Genomic DNA, 15,466 nt, shown 5'->3' with positions numbered 1-15,466 from the left:
TCCTATGAAGTCACGGACGCCCGACCGGCCACGCGCCAAGTGACACCGCCCGGCAGGCCGACGATTCCCCAGAAGGACAGCCGAAGCGTCAGTCACTCGGAGAGTCAGACCCCCGAGCGGTGCCATGGTCAATCCTCACTGTCAGTCGTAGAGGGTGGCGAACGTGTCGCGGAAGACGTGGCCGGCCAGTTCGCCGCCGCCGGTCGCGGCGGTCATGCGGGCGTACTCGCCGACGAAGTCGCCCCAGGGCTGGTCGCTGGCGAAGAGCACGCGGTCGTGGCCGATGCCGCGGTGCTCGATCTCCCGGGCCAGCCAGTAGGGCAGGAAGCCGATGGCCCAGGAGAGGTCGGTGTAGACCCGCTTGCCGGTGGTGATCCAGTCGAAGAAGCGAGAGCCGGCGAGCTTGATGTGACCGCTCATCCCGCCGCCGAAGTGGACGAGATGGACGGCTACTTGGTCGGCGTACCAGTCGACAAGGTGGCCGACCTCGTCGATGTCGGACGCGGCGCCGGGCGAGGTGTGGACGTGGACCACCAGGTCGTGCCGGGCCGCGGTGGCGAAGACGCGGTCCAGCAGGGGCCGGCAGGACGGATCGGTGGGGCGGCCGCCGAGCAGGAAGCTGAGTTTGAGGGCCTTCACCCCGCGCTCGGCTGCCAACGTCAAGGCCTGATCGGTGCGTTGCTCGTCCTCGGGGCGGGGGGAGACCCACAGTCCGGCACGGATCCGGTCGTCGTGGTGGGCCGCCTCGACCGCCAGTTCGTTGAAGGAGAAGGCGATCGCGGGGTCGGGAACGCCGTAGTTGGGGATGACCAGGGCGCGTTCGGTCCCCTCGGCGTCCAGGTCGGCGATCAGTTGCTTGATGGTGGAGCGGGCGGTGGTGTCGGGATGGACGGGAGGACCGCCGTAGAAGGGGAAGGCCGGCAGGACGCCGATATGGCGGTGGGCATCGTAGACCATGACGGGGTGGCTCCTTCTCAGCCCACGGGGACGGCGGCCGTGACTCGGCTGGGGGCGCCGGTGAGGGTGCCGCAGACGTCGGCGAGCCGGCGGCCGGCGTCGATGTGGCCGGCTATGAACTCGGCGTCCCGGCCCACCGCTTCAAACCGCCCCGAGCCCCAGGTGTGCTGCCAGGGCAGGCCCAGGAAGTACAGGCCCGGGACGCTGCTGACGCCGCGCCAGTGCATCGGGTAGCCGCGGCCGTCGAACGCGGGGATCTCGATCCACCGGTGGTCGCGGGCGAAGCCGGTGGCCCAGACGACGGAGCTGATGCCGGCTGCGGCGAGGTCCAGTTCTCGCGGCTGCTCGTCGGGTTCCCATACCGGGAGGTAGCGGGACTCGGTCGGCGCGTCGATCCCTTGGGCTGTGATGTGGGCGTCGATGGCATCCTTGATGCCCTCGGCGACGGCGTCCGCGTGGTCGAGGCTGACCTTGAGGTCGTCGGCGAACTCCAGCATCGTTCCCGCGATGTCCGTCAGGTGTCCGTACAGCCGCATCCCGTCCCGGGCGAAAGCCCGCAGGTCGATGTCGCGGCCGCCGTCGCGGCCGGTGACGTAGTGGTTGACCCGCAGACGTACGGCGTCCGCGTCGTCGAATCCGTCGATGCTCTTGGCGTAGTGGCCCATCTCGTCCAGCCAGGCCACACAGTCCCGGCCGCGGTAGAAGCGGGCCACGCGCGGGGCGCTGCCCACAGCGAGGTGCACCTGCCGCCCGGCGAGATGCAGGTCCTCGGCAATCTGACAGCCCGACTGCCCGGTGCCTACCACGAGTACGGCGCCGTGCGGGAGTTGATCGGGGTTGCGGTAGCCGGAAGAGTGCACCTGCTGGACGGCAGTGGTCAGCCGCTCGCCCATCCGGGGCAGCTTCGGGCTGTGATACGGGCCGGTTGCGACCACCACCTGGTCGGCGGTGAAGTCCCCGGCCGTGGTGGCGACGTCGAAGCCCCCGCCCGGTGAGGGGCGCAGCCGGGTCACGGACACCCCTTCCACCAGAGGCGGCCGGAAAGCGGCGACGTAGTCCTCGAGGTAGCGCACGATCTCGTCACGGACCATGAAGCCGTCGGGGTCACTGCCGGAGTAGGGGTAACCGGGCAGTCTGCACTGCCAGTTGGGCGTGACGAGGCAGAACGAGTCCCAGCGGCGGGTGCGCCACTCGTGGCCGACCCGGTTGGCTTCTATCACCACGTGATCGATGCCGCGTGCGCTCAGGCAGTGGCTGGCGGACAGGCCGGCCTGTCCGCCGCCGATCACTGCCACCGGCAGGTGGGCTTCGGCCAGCCGCCGCGACGGGTTCATCGCTTGCTCCCGTCCGCGCGGCGCAGGCTCTCGACGGTGACCGTGGCACCGGCTACGGCCGCATAGGCGTGCGCGGTCTGCTCAATCTGCGCGAGCTGGCCGGAGGCGCCGGTGCAGAAGAAGCCGAACTTCTCCCGCACTCGCTCTCCGGCGATGGCCAGGGCCGTGCGGCTGCGCTCGACGAAGTCGGCGAGGTCGTATGCGTGTCCCGCCGTGAAATACTCCTCCACCACCGTGGACGGGGAATAGCAGCGCTGGACGGCGCCGTCAGGCCAGCGCACCTCGAAATAGATCTCGGGCATGACATCCCTCCACGCGAAGCGCCGAGGTCTTGACACCTCGTCTCTACTTGCGGGACCCACTTCATCCACGGCCCGTTTCCGAACCAAGTCATCCGGAATAAAGCGGAGTTACGTACCCCTCACCACGCGTACGGGGGTCGCCACACTCAGTTGCCTCAGAGGCAAACCTCGGGCATTACGTGGGCATTCCCAACACACCTGCGGCGGTCCCCTCCAACCTGCAGGACCACAAGCAAGCAGGCCGCACGGGTCCCAGCAGGCGTCGCAGTTCAGGCACTGCAGGTCAAACACGCCCGGCCACCGCGGCGTCGGTGAGACATCACACCTGGGGACCCGCGGCAGGACGGCTGCTGGCTGGTGGGGAAGACTGCCGTCCTGTACCCGGGACGGGGACCGGCCAGCCGGCTGGCCCCCATCCGGTCCGCCCATCGGCCCCGGATGTTCCTCCTCGTATGGCCGGACTGTCCCCATGGCAGATCAGATCACCGAGCATCTCCTGGACCGTTTCGCCGGCGCCCTGCAGCCGCTGGTGCCGCTGGTAGCCGTATGGGCCCACGGTTCGCTGGCCGCGGGCGACTACCGGCCGGGCCGCAGCGACCTCGACCTGGTCGCTCTGCTCGGCCGGACCTGCACACCGGCCGAGGAACAGCAACTGAGTGCGATGCACGAAGCCCTGGGCCGGGACGTCCTCCTCGCCTCACGGCTGCACTGCAGCTACCTTGCGGTCAGCGAGCTGGACGATGCCGCGCGCTCCCCTCTCACATGGGCCCACGAGGAGCTGACGCACCGGCCCGTCACACCGGTGACCAGGCGTGAACTGCACGCCTTCGGACGCGTCCTGCACGGCCGGCCACCGGCCGGGCTCCTGCCGCCGGTGACCGACCGTCAGCTCGCCGACTTCATCCTCGAGGACCTTCAGGACTTCTGGCGCCCGGCCCTGGAACACCCACAACGGTGGCGGCGCGACATCTGGGTCGACCTGGGACTGCTGACCCTGGCCCGAGCCACCGTGACCCTGCAGGAGGGCAGGCTGATCACCAAGGCCGAGGCCCTCGACGTCCTCACCGAACTCGGCGCCCCCATCGACGTCGTGGACGACATCAGACAGCGCCGCTACGGCACCCCCGGCCCCGCCGACCACCAATGGATCAGCCGACGGGCCAGCCCGACCCTCGCCTTCCTCAAACCCGCCATCGACCAGGCCCTGTCCACAGCTCCTTGATCGGTGCGGGGTAATCAGCTCCTGCACAGCCGCCCGGGGTCCCAGGGGCAAGACCTCAGCAAGTGCGCCGTGGGGAGGCAGTGGCGGAGCGGAGTGGGTGACCTCGGGTGTGGCCGTGCGTGGTGTCGCCCCCCTTCTGTCGAGCTGCCGATCCCGAGCGGGACGGCAGGACCGAGACGAGCGCGGGCCCGGCCCGGCTGTTCGCCGGACCGGGCCGCTGGCCGCTTCAGGTGCTGCCGGATCGCTCCAGAGGTGCCCCCTCCCCGCTTCCCAGTGCTGCTTGGTGTTCTTTCCGGTGTTTCTCGATGCGTCGGATCGCAGCGGGTGCGCGCGCCGGCAGACATGCCCGGCCGCGCCGGCCGCGCCGGACCTGGGTCACACGGCGGCGCGCCTCCTTCTTCCCGTCGGCCTCGTCCGGCGCGACCTGCGCATCACGACGGCTCCCCCGCCGACGGCCACGGCGACGGCCGCCGCGAGGACGACCAGCGCCGTGGTGCGGTCGAGACCCAGGATCCTGGCGTCCGCGCCGTCGTCCTCCCCGGAGACCGGTGCGGCCAGGCTCAGGCCCGCGCAGGCGGCCGGGACGGCGGCGGCCTGCGTGCCCTCGTCGGCCTGGAACTGGAACGCGTTGGTCTGCACGTCGCCGTCGGTGGCGGTGACGGTGTACGTCAGCGTGTCGACGCCCGCGGGCAGCGAGCCCACGGACGCGCACGCGACGGACCCGTCGGCCACCTGGGGCTGCCCCAGGGGCACGGCGGTGCCGTCGGGACCGACCAGCCTGATCTTCGGGATCGTCCCCGGCTTCAACTGGGCGAAGGTCAGGGCGATGACGCTCGTTGCGCTACCGACGGTGGAGCCCGGCGCCGGTGTCGCCGTCTTCAGTGCGGTGTGGGCGTACGCGGGTGTGCCGCCGAAGAGCAGCAGCACGCCCAGACACCCCGACAGGGCGGCCGGCGCCCTCAGAAATCGAAGTCCGCGCATGCTATCCGGTTGTCCATCGCTTCCATGGGGTGGACGACGAGGGCGACCGCGCCCTTGCCGGTCTTCTTCGCGTTGTTCACCGTCGTCATGCCCTTGCCGGACTTGTCGGCGGTGAAGGTCAGCCACACCTCGTTGGGCGGCTTGGCCGGACCTCCCTCGGTGAACTGGAAGTGCTCGCCGCCGTTGTCCGCCGAGCAGTGCTCGGCGTGCAGGTGGGCCATGTAGTGCTGCCCCGGCTTCAGGCCGGTCAGGGACACCGTCACCGTGGTGCCCATGGAACCCTGCGCCAGCCAGGCGGTGCCCTTGACGTCGTCCATGCCGGGCGGACGGGTGTCCAGCAGTTCGAACGCGCCCTTGACCGTGCTGGCGCCGGACATCTTGTAGGCGGGGGTGGCCTTCGGGTCGCCGTACGACATGTTCATGTCGGACATGCCGTCCATGCTCTTGGACGGGGACGCGGAGGACTCCGCGGACGCCTTCTCGGCGGTGCCGGAGGAGCCGCCGCAGCCGGACACCAGGGCCGCCGCGGCGAGGACGGCGAGGCAGGCGGCAAGCCGCGGACGGGGCCGGCGCGGGGCGGCGCCCCGCCCGGTGGTCGAGGGCCGCTCCGCCGGCGTGGTGTCACACGAAGGCGTGCGGTCGAGCGTGTGGTGGTGCATGGAACTCCCGATCGTTGACGGAGGCCGGCCCCGCCCGGTCGTCGCGGCACAGCGCGGCGACGGCGCACAGCGGGCGCCGAGGCGGCAAGGGGCGGCCCAGGGCCGAACAGGTCAGGCCGACGTGGACAGGCGCGTCGGCCGCCGCCTGTCCCCCGGGCCCTGCCGGCCGCCGGAACGGACCGGGCTCAGGACCGCACCGCGAGCGGCGGATCGGGAGACAGGAGGCTGATGCGTGAACGGACTCCTGGCGGCCCTCTGCGGACGACCACGTGTCTCAGCGCCGTGGAGACGGCCCAGCGGCGGTTTCCTCCGTCGACGACCGCCCGCCACGACCGGCACCCGCCTTCATCCGGCGTACGGAAGAGCACCCGCAGGGCGCGGCGCAGCGGGGCGAGCAGGACGGCGGCCAGGGCCCGGCCGATCCGGTGGGCCGCCCGCTCGCCCCACCACAGCCACAGTCCGCACACCAACGCGGCCAGCACATGGGCCAGAAACATCCCCGCGGAGCCCTCGCGCATCAGGACCGAGAGAAGAGACCCACCGGACGGTCCCGAGCCGGAGGACCCCGTCATGGACCCGGAGCCGTCGGCCATTCCGGCGTGATGCATCATCAGGCCCGCGTGGCCGAAGGCCATCCCCGGCATGCCGGAGCTCCCCGCGCCTCCCCCCATGCCGGCGGGCACGCCCGCGCCGCCCGTCAGACACGAGGCGGTACCGAAGAACAGGTGCAGCAGCACCTGTGCGGCGACCGTCGTCCCGACGACGGTCGGAGCATCGCGCTCACGCCCGGTCAGCCACCACCCGCCCGACGCGGCCGCCGCGAAGGCGAGACCCAACGCCCACCAGGGCAGCACCTCCCCCGAGGCCATCAGGTCGTGCCCCAGAGCGGTCGTCACCACGCAGACGGCACCGAAGACCGCGGCCCGCGCCGAGGGCACGACCCCGACCGCGGGGACGGCGAGAGCGGACGGCTGCCGCGCCCTCACTGCGCCACCACCACGGTGCCTCCGGGGGACATGCACGCTCTCCTCGCGCTCCTGGCAACTCAACGGTCTCACCGTCCCCTTACGCATTCCGGGATGCCCGCGTTCACCCTGCGCGCCGGGACATCCACCCTTTCCCGGAGGCCTCCGACGGGCGCCGACCGCACCGCACCACCCGGCCGCCGATGTGGCCTCGTCACGGCGAACGCCGGGAACTTCCTCGGGTACCGCCCCGACTCCTCTGGTGGTCGTGCGCCGGGTCCGTTGCGTCCGGTCCCGGAGTACGCGTCGGCGCCGTGCGGCGTCCGGGAGTCGAGTGGGTCCGGTGATCGCTGCTGGGGGCCATGGCGTCGATGGTGTCGGCGATGGACGCCTCCGGGACGGTGTCCGCCGCGTCCGGGTCGGGCGGGGCATCGGACATGGTCGGAATGGACATGGCCGGTGACTCGGGTCTCTCCTCCATGAGCCTGTCGGGGACCGGCCCGACCACCGCAGCCGTGCTGCCGGCGATCGTCCTGGGCGTGCTGGGTCTGTTCTGGCTCACCCGTGCGCTCGACCGGGCGCGAGCCGGCGACGGAGCCGGCCGCGGCGCGGAGAACGGCCACCGTGTGACATCGGCGGGTTCCGCGGGAGCGCCGGCCCCGGCCTGCCGTGCGGCCAGGGCACTGGGGATGGCGGTCATGTTCGTCGTGGCTTCCCGACCTCGGTGGGCAACGGGGCGGGAAAGCCCGCCGATGCGCTGTTTTCCGGGGCTCCGCGTGGGGAGGAAACGGTGGAGTCGCCCAGGGCCGAAGCGCGGTGGGCGGGACGGGACCAGGGGATCAGGGGGGTGAGGCTCCATGTCCGTACCATTCGGAGAACGGGTGGTGGTCACGGACGGGACATGGCCTTGGGAACGGCCGGTCTCCCGTGCGCGTGGGTGGACGGCAGTGGGCGAGCACCTGTCCAGGGTGTGGTCCTTGTCCGTGCTGACCACGGTGGTACTCGTCGCGGGATACGCCTGGCTGGGCTCCTTCGCCGGAGGGGCGACGGGAGCCGCGGCCGGTGCCGTCGCGGGGCTGGTGACCGCCGCAGGACTGCACGTGGCGGTGACCCGGGCGGTGTCGGGCCCCCGTGGACACCGTCGGCCCCTTCGCGGCCGCAGGCGCCCTGATACGCGCTGACGCAGCGCTCTCCGCGCCCTCGGGCCGGGGGCGGAACCCGCCCCCGGCGACCGCCGGGCCGGGACCTCGGAGTGGCCCCGCCCCGGCCCGGGGACCGGTCAGTGCGCGATGGTGGTGGATTCGGCCGTGCGACGGCTTCGGAGGGCGCCTATGGCCAGGTCGACGGCGAGGAACCCCGCCAGCGGGATGCCGAAGAGGGGAATCACCCAGCCGACCGTGGCGACCACGACGATGCCGAGGGCGACGGCCCAGGACGGCAGGGAACGCCAGGCACCGCGGGCGGGCGGCGCACCCAGGGAGGTCCGGCGGTCGGAGCGGGTGGGGCGGCGCTGCCACCACATGCGGTAGCCCCAGACGATGACGCAGATCAGGCCGAGGGCGAGGAGCGCCAGAAGAATCTGGTTGACCAGGCCGAAGAGGGTGCCCATATGGGCGTTGATGCCCCAGCGGGTGAGCTTGGCCATCACCGGCCAGTCGGCGAAGGCGACCCGGTCGGTCACCCGGTCGGTGGCGGCGTCGACGGCGACGCTGTCGCGTCCGACCGGCCAGAGGTTGCGGGTCTGCGTCACCGTCCAGGCGGTCGCCTTGTCCGCAGGTACGGCGATCTCGACCGGCCCGTCCACACCGGCACCGCGAGCGGCCTCGAGGACGCCGTCCACCGCGGCCGGGTCGGCACTGCGGGCCGTGTTCTTCGCTGCGCCGGAACCCTCCGTGCCGGTCGACAGGGTGGTGGCCACCGAAGGTGTGTGGGAGTGCAGCGCGTCGAGCGCCTCGCCGAAGTTGGCGCCGGCGTAGCGCGACCAGGTCAGGCCGGTGGCGGAGAGGCCGAGCAGTCCGATCGAGAGCCAGAGGCCGACGGCGGCGTGCCGGCTGCGGGTGCGCCGTACGCCCTTCCTCGCGGTCCGGTCCGGCAGCAGCAGGCGGCGTGCGGTCCGTTTGCCGTGCCGCCGGCGCCACCACAGGAAGAGACCGCCGAGCGCGAGCACCCACAGCCAACTGGCCGCCGTCTCCGAGTAGTGGCGGCCGACGGCCCCGAGGTTGAGGTTGCGGTGCAGGGCGTCGAGCCACGTGGTGAGCGGGGTCTCGGCGTACCAGGTGGTCAGCTGCCCCTTGGCCCTGCCCGTGTACGGGTCGACGTAGACCGTGTGGGTCTTCTCCCCGAGTTCGGGCAGGGCGAAGTCCACCTGGGTCGTGTGGTCGCCGCTTCCCGGGCGTACGGCGGTCAGCGTGCCCGCCGGATGCTCGGCGCGGGCGGCGGCGACCTGCCCGGAGAGCGGCACGGTGCCACCGCCGGTGCGGGAGACGTGGAGTTCCTTGCCGTAGACGAGCGAGTCCAGTTGCGGCGTGAACGTGTAGAGCAGGCCGGTGACGGCCGCTACGAGCAGGAACGGCGCCACCAGGATCCCGGCGTAGAAGTGCAGCCGTGCCAGCAGCGGGCCGAGGCCCTCGGGCCTGCGGACCGGCGCGGGCGCCGTCGGTGTCACCGCCGTGAGGGTGGCCGTGGCCTCACCGCCCGCACCGGCCGGTTCGGGCCGGGCGGGTTCTTCGGAGTCGACGGTCGTCATCTTCACCTCGTGCTGGGTCGGCGGTGCTCCGGGCACCGGTCATCCGTGCGGGACAGCCGGCGTCCGGCAGGTGGACCACCGCCGCGACGCCGCTCCAGAGGCCGCATACGGCCGCTGTCATGAACTAGTCGGGCCGAGGAGTGCCCCGGTTCCCGCGATTCCGCACGGATTTCACCGACACCGGCGCCGGGCGTCCCGGGCAACCGCCCTTCGACGTCGGGCACGAGGATCGCCACGCATTCCCTCAGGGGGCGTTCGGTCAGGCGGTCGCCACGCCGTCGAGCTTCCCGGCCTTCGCCTCCTCCACCAGCGAGGCGAACTGGTCGACGCTCATCTGCACGCGCTGGCCGAAGTCGTCGGTGAGCAGGACGCGGCGGTCCGCGGGGGCGTTCGGGTCGACGAACAGCTGCGGGCACCCGCAGTTGCACTCTCCGCAGAAGGTCGCCAAGGGCTCCAGACCGGTGATGTCGTCCATCGTGTACCGCCTTTCAACGCAAGGGAGGGCCGCCAGGTCCTCGGGCGCCACCTGCTGTCCGGTGGTGGCCGAGGCATACCCTCGGGCCCATGGCGGCACGCGCCGGTGGGTGCACGGGCCGAGGCACACCCCTTCGCGTCCGTGCTCCACTTCACTCCCGATGCACCAGGTGACGCACTCCCGCGGGAACCAGACCGAGCCGCTGCACGACTACCTGAGGGGTGTCGAACCGGCGTGTCCCACAGGCATATGGAGAGCACGGTGAGGAGGCCGTCGCGTTCCCGGCGGCATGGCCTGCTTCGCCGAGCAGAACCGCGCCGCCGGGGGAAGTGACCCGGGCTCAGGCCGCGCGGGCGCCCGGTGCCTCGGCCTCCTGCAGCAACTGGTCCAGGCTGGTGCGGGCTCGGTTGACCCGGGAGCGGACCGTGCCGACGGGGCAGCCGACGAACCCGGCCGTCTCCTCGTACGACAGCCCGACCACCTGGGTCAGTACGAACGCTTCCCGGCGTTCGTCGGGCAGGCTCTCCAGCAGGTCGAGCAGGGCCACCCCCTCGTCGAAGCCCGGCAGGCCACCGGGCTGGGAGCGTTCCACCGCTCTCTGCCAGTCGACGGCGTCGGCGATGCGGGGGCGGACCGCGGCACGGCGCAGACTGTCGGCGACCGCGCGCCGGGCGATGGCCAGCAGCCACGTGCGGGCGGAGGCGCGGCCCTCGTAGCGGTGCAGGCTGCCGAACGCCCTCATGAAGGTGTCCTGGGTCAGGTCGTGGGCGGTCTGGGGGTCACCGCTGAGGTGAGCCACGTAGCGCAGCACGTCGGCGTGCAGGGCGCGGACGAAGTGGTCGGCCGCGTCGGGGTCGCCACCGCGGGCGGCCAGTGCCCAGGCGGTCGCCGAGGCGTCCGCGGCGGCACGGTCGGCGCGGGGAGGGGGCAGGGCGGAGATCATCACGTGATGTCCTTCTCAGGTCTTCCGGGACCGGACCCGCAGCAGGGCACGGCTCACCGGCACTTGGGGTGCGTCCGTACGCAGGAGGTACGGCGATGCCCGGGGCCCGGGAGGGACCGCTCACGGCGGCGCGTGCGCGGGTCTCCGCGGGGCTGCCGTCGGCGGCCCCGCGCGCCTCGACGGCAGGCGCGGTGAGGGGCCCTGGGGGGATCCGGCTGTCTCAGCGGACAGCGGCACCCGCGGGCGGCCCGCGGAAGGTGAGAGAACAGCACAGCAGCAGCCGTACCGGGGCCGGACCGGCGACGTCGCAGCGCCTGCGCACGGACGGGCGGTCGGGCGGTGCCGGCAGGGCCGTCAGCAGCAACCGCAGGGGGGCCGCCAGCCAGGCCGCCGCCGCCCGCAGCACGCGGAACACGGCGCGTTCGCCATGCGCCAGCCACAGCCCGCACAGCACAGCGGCCAGCAGGTGCGCGGCGAGCATGCCGACCGAGGCCGTACCACTCATGCCCGCCATGCCGTGCAGGTGTCCGCCACCGGACATGCCGTGCAGCGCGTGCGGGGCCGCACCCATGTCCATGGCGCCCATGGAGTGCATGTCCATCGACCCCATCGAGCCCATGTCCATCGTGCCGGTGCCGGTGCCCGTCGAACCCCCGGCGCCGGGCAGGACGGCCGGCTCCGGCGCCGACACGAACTTCTGCGCCTGGGTGAACGTCTCGTGGAGCACCGCCTGTGCGGCGGTCACGACCGCGACCACCGACGCGCGCCCGCGTTCCCGGCCGGCCATCAGCCATCCGGTCGTGCCGGTCACGGCCGCACCGGCGGCCATCGCCCACCACGGAACGGAGATCCCCGACATGGTCACGTGCCCGACCGCGGCGAGCAGCACGCAGACGGCGGCGAACACGCCGGCCCGCACCGCGCGGCACCACCCTCGGACAGTCATAGCCCGCCCATCCTCGCACCCGGCAACTGAGCGTCGTCGCAGGGTACGTACGAACTCCCGTCCCTCGACTCACCGGTGGCCCGGTAACTCATCTCACACGTGACGCCCGGGAACCCGAAGGCGGCGGGGAACGACTACCTGAACAAAACGGAGTTGGGCCGCACCACGAGCGCCCGGACCTTCACCCGGCCGCCGCTCCGGAACTCCAGGGTGAACGAGGTAAGTTCACCTGAATGCCACTGGTCCGACGGCACCGGCGCCGTCAGGTCCACCCCACTGGGTGACATGACGAGGCTGTCCCCCGCCGCGACGGCAACGGAGTCGGCCGCGGACCGGTAGGTCGCGTTGCCCGACCGCATGCGGTGCCGGGAGAGCGTGACCTCGCCGGGGACGCCACGTGCCGTGACCCGGACCAAGGTGTCGGCCGAACCGCCCGCATCGGTGATGAGGGCGTCCGCACCGTGGACCGCCTCATCGGACGGCCGCTTGCACGCCGCGCGTCCCGCGGTGGCTCCGGCCGCGGACGGGAGAGGGCTGCCAGGTGCGCAACCGCAGGCTGTTGGCGACCACCAGCACGGAACTGGCCGACATCGCCGCCGCGGCGACCATGGGGTCGAGCAGGCCGACCATGGCCAGCGGCACGGTGACGACGTTGTAGCCGAACGCCCACACCAGGTTGGCCCGGATCGTGCCCAGGGCGCGCCGGGCGAGCAGCACGGCGTCGACGAGTGCCTCGATGTCGCCGCGCGCCAGGGTGAGGTCGGCTGCGCCGATGGCCACGTCGGTGCCGCTGCCCATGGCGATGCCGAGGTCGGCGGCGGCCAGCGCGGCGGCGTCGTTCACGCCGTCGCCGACCACCGCGACCCGGGCGCCCTGCTTCCTCAGGTCCCGCACGAGAGCCGCCTTGCCCTCCGGGGTGCAGCGGGCGTGCACCTCGTCGAGGCCGAGTGCGCCGGCGACGGCCTCGGCGGGCGCCGTGCGGTCGCCCGTGGCCAGCACCGGGCGGATGCCGAGCCGGCGCAGCCGGTCCACGGCCCGGTAGCTGCCGGGGCGCACCAGATCGCCGACGGCGACGAGCGCCTCGGCCCGGCCGTCGACCTTCACCAGGACGGGCGTGTACGCGGCTTCTTCGGCCTCGGCCAGTGCTTCGGCCAGTGCGCGCGGCAGGTCGCCGTCCGGCGCGCCCACCTCCACCGTGCGGCCGGCCACCCGGCCGCTCACGCCATGTCCCGGCACCGCGGCGAAGTCCGTCACGTGCGGCAAGGGTCCGGGGGTGTCCGTGCGGTCCGCGTACGCGGTGACCGCCCGCCCGATCGGATGCTCGGAGCCCCGCTCCACCGCCCCGGCCAGCCGCATCACCGCGTGCTGCCCGAGCGTGCCCGGGAGCGCGGTGACCTTGGCCACGGTCATGTGGCCGGTGGTCAGCGTGCCGGTCTTGTCCAGCACGACCGTGTCCACGTGCTGCAGAGCCTCCAGTGTCTGCGGCCCGCTCACCAGCACGCCCAGTTGTGCCCCGCGGCCGGTGGCGGCCATCAGGGCGGTCGGTGTCGCCAGGCCCAGTGCGCACGGGCAGGCCACGACCAGGACGGCGACGCACGCGGTGAACGCCGCCTGGGGGTCGGCTCCGGCGCCCAGCCAGAAGCCGAGGACGGTCACCGCGATGGCCAGGACCACCGGAACGAACACTCCGGCGACCGTGTCGGCCAGCCGCTGTGCCCGTGCCTTGCCTGCCTGAGCCTCCGTCACGAGCCGGGTGATGCGGGCCAGTTGGGTGTCCGCGCCGACGGCCGTGGCCTCGACGAGCAGCAGCCCGCCCGCGTTGACGGCGCCGCCGACCAGGGCCGAGCCGGGAGACACCTCCACGGGTTCGCTCTCGCCGGTGACCAGGGACAGGTCCACCGCGGAACTGCCCTCCGTCACGCGCCCGTCGGTGGCCACCCGCTCACCGGGACGCACCACGAAGACCTGTCCCACCCGCACCTGCTCGATGGGCACCGACCGCTCACCGTGCTCGTCCCGTACGGACGCCTTCCTGGCCGCCAGTTCGGCCAACGACCGCAGCGCCGCTCCGGTCCCCCGCCGCGCCCGCGCCTCCAGGAACCGCCCGGTCAGCACGAACAGGGGGACGCTCACGGCGGCTTCGAGATACAGGTGCGCCATGCCCTCGGACGCGGAGGTCCGCAGGCTGAACGACATCCGCATCCCCGGCTCGCCCGCTCCGCCCAGGAACAGCGCGTACACCGACCAGGAGAACGACGCCACGACCCCGAGCGAGACCAGGGTGTCCATGGTGGCCGTGGAATGCCGCAGCCCTCGCAGCGCCCTGACGTGGAAGGGCCAGGCGCTCCACACCGCCACCGGGGCGGCGAGCAGGAAGCACAGCCACTGCCAGTTGCGGAACTGCAGGGCCGGCACCATCGACAGCACGAGGACCGGCAGCGCGAGCAGAGCGGTGACGACGATCCGCTCCCGTTCGCGGCGTGCCTCCTCGATCCCGGCCTCGCCCGTTTCCTCGTCCGCGCCGTCGTCCTCACGCACGGGCAGGGCGGCCTGGTACCCGGCCTGCTCGACCGCGGTGACGAGGTCCTCGGGGGCGACAGCTGCCGGGTGGCTCACCCGCGCGAGCCCCGTGGCCAGATTGACCGTGGCGGTGACACCCGCCAGCCTGGCGAGTTTCCTCTCCACCCTCCGGACGCAGGCCGCGCAGGTCATCCCGCCCACGGTGACGTCCGTGACCACGAGGCTCGCCGTCGGTTCGGACGCCATCACTCACCGCTTCCATGGCCCATCCCGGGCATGTCGTCCATGCCGCCGCCGTTGCCGTCGCTCCCGCCACCGCCCTCTGTGGTCCCGGTGCTGTGCAAACCTGGTGCCACCGGCCCCACCGCCGAGCCGACGGCGTAGGACACCGAGAACACCAGCGCCAGCAGGAGCAGGAACCCGCAGAGCGCGGGAGGTGGCATCCATCTGCGGGCGGCGGCACGGGCGGAGCGGTGCGAGGGCGGGATATCTGCCATGCCCGACCTTCCTGGTCGTATCGAACGGTCTCGCGACAGACGGCGGTGGTAGCCGCGGCACAGCAGGAGTCGGATCGACAGGGCGTCGAGTTCCGACCTCACATTGTGACGTGCGTCACACGCGCACCGGGCGTTGCACCCGCCTGAGACCGACCACTATCACCCCTGGCCTTCGAGGCGGTGCGTCACGCGCCGGGTGTCAGCCACCCTCGGTGAGACGGGCGGCCCACCTCTGCTCCACCTTGGCCAGCCGCCAGTAGGCCGGCGCCGCCGCCCACACGACCACGAAGAGGAAGGCGACCGCGATGGACAGACCGGTGATGGCGAGGTTGTAGAACACCTTGCGCACCGGGTGGGAGAACGCCCACCGGTAGGCGAAGTTCATGAAGGTGCCGTCGAGCGTGTCGAACAGGCTCATCCCCGCGGCGAACGGCAGCGGCAGCGGCAGCGGCAGCGGCAGCGGCAGCGGCAGCGGCAGCGGCAGCGGCAGCGGCAGCGGCAGGATCTCGTCGTGGCCCGTCATGCCGTACGCAGCGCCGCGTTGAAGGCGATCATCGCGTCCCCCCGGACGACCGACGGCGAACGGGCGAGCGCACAGCGGGAACTGCGCCGGCAGTCCCGCGACGCCAGCGCCGCCCGCCCGCGCAACCGCGACGCCGTGGACGGCCGCCCACGCGGCCATCTGCGCGCCTTCGGCCTGTCACGCATCCGCGTACGCGAGATGGCCCACGCGGGCGAGTTGCCCGGCGTGACCAGGAGCCGTTGGTGGCCCCCTCCTGATCCGCGTGTGCCGCACCGCCGGAGCCCGGAGCCGGTCGGGATGACACCACGTCCGTACCGCAGGGCCGCGCCCGCGCCCACGGTGTGGGGGGGGCGGCCCGCCCCGCCCGGCCGACGGAACGCGGCAGAGGTCGGGAGC

Annotated in this window: 14 protein-coding genes and 3 pseudogenes; 3 read left to right on the top strand and 14 right to left on the bottom strand. The window is 72.6% G+C overall.

Annotated features, from left to right (window positions below):
* Nucleotides 1-141 precede the first annotated feature (141 nt).
* The 3 genes from ACIRPX_RS21630 to ACIRPX_RS21620 are packed head-to-tail and all read right to left on the bottom strand — an operon-like array spanning nt 142 to nt 2,593.
* The gene (locus ACIRPX_RS21630) at nt 142-957 is read right to left on the bottom strand and encodes an amidohydrolase family protein (RefSeq protein WP_404196855.1); all 816 of its coding nucleotides are present in this window, start codon (nt 955-957) and stop codon (nt 142-144) included.
* A gap of 17 nt (nt 958-974) precedes the next feature.
* Entirely contained in the window at nt 975-2,291 is a 1,317-nt protein-coding gene (locus ACIRPX_RS21625) for an MSMEG_0569 family flavin-dependent oxidoreductase (protein WP_404196852.1), read from the bottom strand.
* On the bottom strand, nt 2,288-2,593 hold the full coding sequence (locus ACIRPX_RS21620; RefSeq protein WP_404196850.1) for an MSMEG_0570 family nitrogen starvation response protein: 306 nt from the start codon (nt 2,591-2,593) through the stop codon (nt 2,288-2,290). The genes ACIRPX_RS21625 and ACIRPX_RS21620 overlap by 4 nt, the downstream gene beginning before the upstream one ends.
* Before the next feature lie 469 nt (nt 2,594-3,062).
* Here ACIRPX_RS21620 and ACIRPX_RS21615 point away from each other — a divergent pair, with 469 nt between their 5' ends.
* Nucleotides 3,063-3,815, top strand: a complete 753-nt coding sequence (locus ACIRPX_RS21615; RefSeq protein ID WP_404196848.1) for a nucleotidyltransferase domain-containing protein — start codon at nt 3,063-3,065, stop codon at nt 3,813-3,815.
* A gap of 375 nt (nt 3,816-4,190) precedes the next feature.
* Here the strand turns inward: ACIRPX_RS21615 and ACIRPX_RS21610 are convergent, their stop codons facing one another.
* From ACIRPX_RS21610 to ACIRPX_RS21600, 3 genes are all read right to left on the bottom strand, one after another.
* Nucleotides 4,191-4,796: a copper resistance protein CopC gene (locus ACIRPX_RS21610; RefSeq protein WP_404196845.1), complete on the bottom strand. Its 606-nt coding sequence runs from the start codon at nt 4,794-4,796 to the stop codon at nt 4,191-4,193.
* Nucleotides 4,775-5,455 (bottom strand): superoxide dismutase family protein, encoded by a 681-nt coding sequence (locus tag ACIRPX_RS21605; RefSeq protein WP_404196842.1) that lies wholly within the window; start codon nt 5,453-5,455, stop codon nt 4,775-4,777. Before ACIRPX_RS21605 ends, ACIRPX_RS21610 begins: the two co-directional genes overlap by 22 nt.
* 185 nt (nt 5,456-5,640) lie before the next feature.
* Nucleotides 5,641-6,441: a hypothetical protein gene (locus ACIRPX_RS21600; RefSeq protein WP_404196840.1), complete on the bottom strand. Its 801-nt coding sequence runs from the start codon at nt 6,439-6,441 to the stop codon at nt 5,641-5,643.
* Nucleotides 6,442-6,782: 341 nt separating this feature from the next.
* Here ACIRPX_RS21600 and ACIRPX_RS21595 point away from each other — a divergent pair, with 341 nt between their 5' ends.
* Nucleotides 6,783-7,271, top strand: coding sequence for a DUF5134 domain-containing protein (locus tag ACIRPX_RS21595; RefSeq protein ID WP_404196839.1), 489 nt, complete (start codon nt 6,783-6,785; stop codon nt 7,269-7,271).
* Between the two features lie 428 nt (nt 7,272-7,699).
* Here ACIRPX_RS21595 and ACIRPX_RS21590 read toward each other — a convergent pair whose 3' ends face one another.
* From ACIRPX_RS21590 to ACIRPX_RS21555, 8 genes and pseudogenes are all read right to left on the bottom strand, one after another.
* Nucleotides 7,700-9,166: a PepSY-associated TM helix domain-containing protein gene (locus ACIRPX_RS21590; protein ID WP_404196875.1), complete on the bottom strand. Its 1,467-nt coding sequence runs from the start codon at nt 9,164-9,166 to the stop codon at nt 7,700-7,702.
* A 259-nt stretch (nt 9,167-9,425) separates the two neighbouring features.
* Nucleotides 9,426-9,641, bottom strand: a complete 216-nt coding sequence (locus tag ACIRPX_RS21585; RefSeq protein ID WP_404196836.1) for a hypothetical protein — start codon at nt 9,639-9,641, stop codon at nt 9,426-9,428.
* 340 nt (nt 9,642-9,981) lie between these two features.
* Complete coding sequence (locus ACIRPX_RS21580; protein WP_404196873.1) at nt 9,982-10,584, bottom strand: sigma-70 family RNA polymerase sigma factor; 603 nt, start codon at nt 10,582-10,584, stop codon at nt 9,982-9,984.
* 220 nt (nt 10,585-10,804) lie between these two features.
* Nucleotides 10,805-11,530: a hypothetical protein gene (locus ACIRPX_RS21575; protein WP_404196833.1), complete on the bottom strand. Its 726-nt coding sequence runs from the start codon at nt 11,528-11,530 to the stop codon at nt 10,805-10,807.
* 134 nt (nt 11,531-11,664) lie between these two features.
* Nucleotides 11,665-11,991, bottom strand: a pseudogene (locus ACIRPX_RS21570) (copper chaperone PCu(A)C); the annotation flags it as partial.
* A 10-nt stretch (nt 11,992-12,001) separates the two neighbouring features.
* A complete protein-coding gene (locus ACIRPX_RS21565) occupies nt 12,002-14,296 on the bottom strand; it encodes a heavy metal translocating P-type ATPase (RefSeq protein ID WP_404196831.1) in 2,295 nt (764 codons plus the stop codon).
* A complete protein-coding gene (locus ACIRPX_RS21560) occupies nt 14,296-14,547 on the bottom strand; it encodes a hypothetical protein (protein ID WP_404196828.1) in 252 nt (83 codons plus the stop codon). The genes ACIRPX_RS21565 and ACIRPX_RS21560 overlap by 1 nt, the downstream gene beginning before the upstream one ends.
* A 199-nt stretch (nt 14,548-14,746) precedes the next feature.
* Nucleotides 14,747-15,013 (bottom strand): annotated as a pseudogene (locus tag ACIRPX_RS21555) (HoxN/HupN/NixA family nickel/cobalt transporter); the annotation flags it as partial.
* 45 nt (nt 15,014-15,058) lie between these two features.
* Here ACIRPX_RS21555 and rpsN point away from each other — a divergent pair.
* Nucleotides 15,059-15,313: pseudogene (rpsN, locus tag ACIRPX_RS21550) on the top strand (30S ribosomal protein S14); the annotation flags it as partial.
* Nucleotides 15,314-15,466 lie beyond the last annotated feature (153 nt).

It is taken from the genome of Streptomyces sp. NPDC101225, assembly GCF_044767585.1.
GTDB lineage: Bacteria > Actinomycetota > Actinomycetes > Streptomycetales > Streptomycetaceae > Streptomyces.
The sequence above is the reverse complement of the archived record's forward strand: the minus strand, read 5'-3'. Positions and strand labels throughout refer to the sequence as shown.

Excerpts from the sequence above, each read along its gene's own strand:
- ACIRPX_RS21580 (WP_404196873.1), bottom strand. The coding sequence starts at position 10,584 with ATGATCTCCGCCCTGCCCCCTCCCCGCGCCGACCGTGCCGCCGCGGAC.
- ACIRPX_RS21615 (WP_404196848.1), top strand. The coding sequence starts at position 3,063 with ATGGCAGATCAGATCACCGAGCATCTCCTGGACCGTTTCGCCGGCGCC.
- ACIRPX_RS21605 (WP_404196842.1), bottom strand. The coding sequence starts at position 5,455 with ATGCACCACCACACGCTCGACCGCACGCCTTCGTGTGACACCACGCCG.
- ACIRPX_RS21560 (WP_404196828.1), bottom strand. The coding sequence starts at position 14,547 with ATGGCAGATATCCCGCCCTCGCACCGCTCCGCCCGTGCCGCCGCCCGC.
- ACIRPX_RS21565 (WP_404196831.1), bottom strand. The coding sequence starts at position 14,296 with ATGGCGTCCGAACCGACGGCGAGCCTCGTGGTCACGGACGTCACCGTG.
- ACIRPX_RS21585 (WP_404196836.1), bottom strand. The coding sequence starts at position 9,641 with ATGGACGACATCACCGGTCTGGAGCCCTTGGCGACCTTCTGCGGAGAG.
- ACIRPX_RS21625 (WP_404196852.1), bottom strand. The coding sequence starts at position 2,291 with ATGAACCCGTCGCGGCGGCTGGCCGAAGCCCACCTGCCGGTGGCAGTG.
- ACIRPX_RS21610 (WP_404196845.1), bottom strand. The coding sequence starts at position 4,796 with ATGCGCGGACTTCGATTTCTGAGGGCGCCGGCCGCCCTGTCGGGGTGT.
- ACIRPX_RS21590 (WP_404196875.1), bottom strand. The coding sequence starts at position 9,166 with ATGACGACCGTCGACTCCGAAGAACCCGCCCGGCCCGAACCGGCCGGT.
- ACIRPX_RS21620 (WP_404196850.1), bottom strand. The coding sequence starts at position 2,593 with ATGCCCGAGATCTATTTCGAGGTGCGCTGGCCTGACGGCGCCGTCCAG.
- ACIRPX_RS21630 (WP_404196855.1), bottom strand. The coding sequence starts at position 957 with ATGGTCTACGATGCCCACCGCCATATCGGCGTCCTGCCGGCCTTCCCC.
- ACIRPX_RS21595 (WP_404196839.1), top strand. The coding sequence starts at position 6,783 with ATGGCGTCGATGGTGTCGGCGATGGACGCCTCCGGGACGGTGTCCGCC.
- ACIRPX_RS21575 (WP_404196833.1), bottom strand. The coding sequence starts at position 11,530 with ATGACTGTCCGAGGGTGGTGCCGCGCGGTGCGGGCCGGCGTGTTCGCC.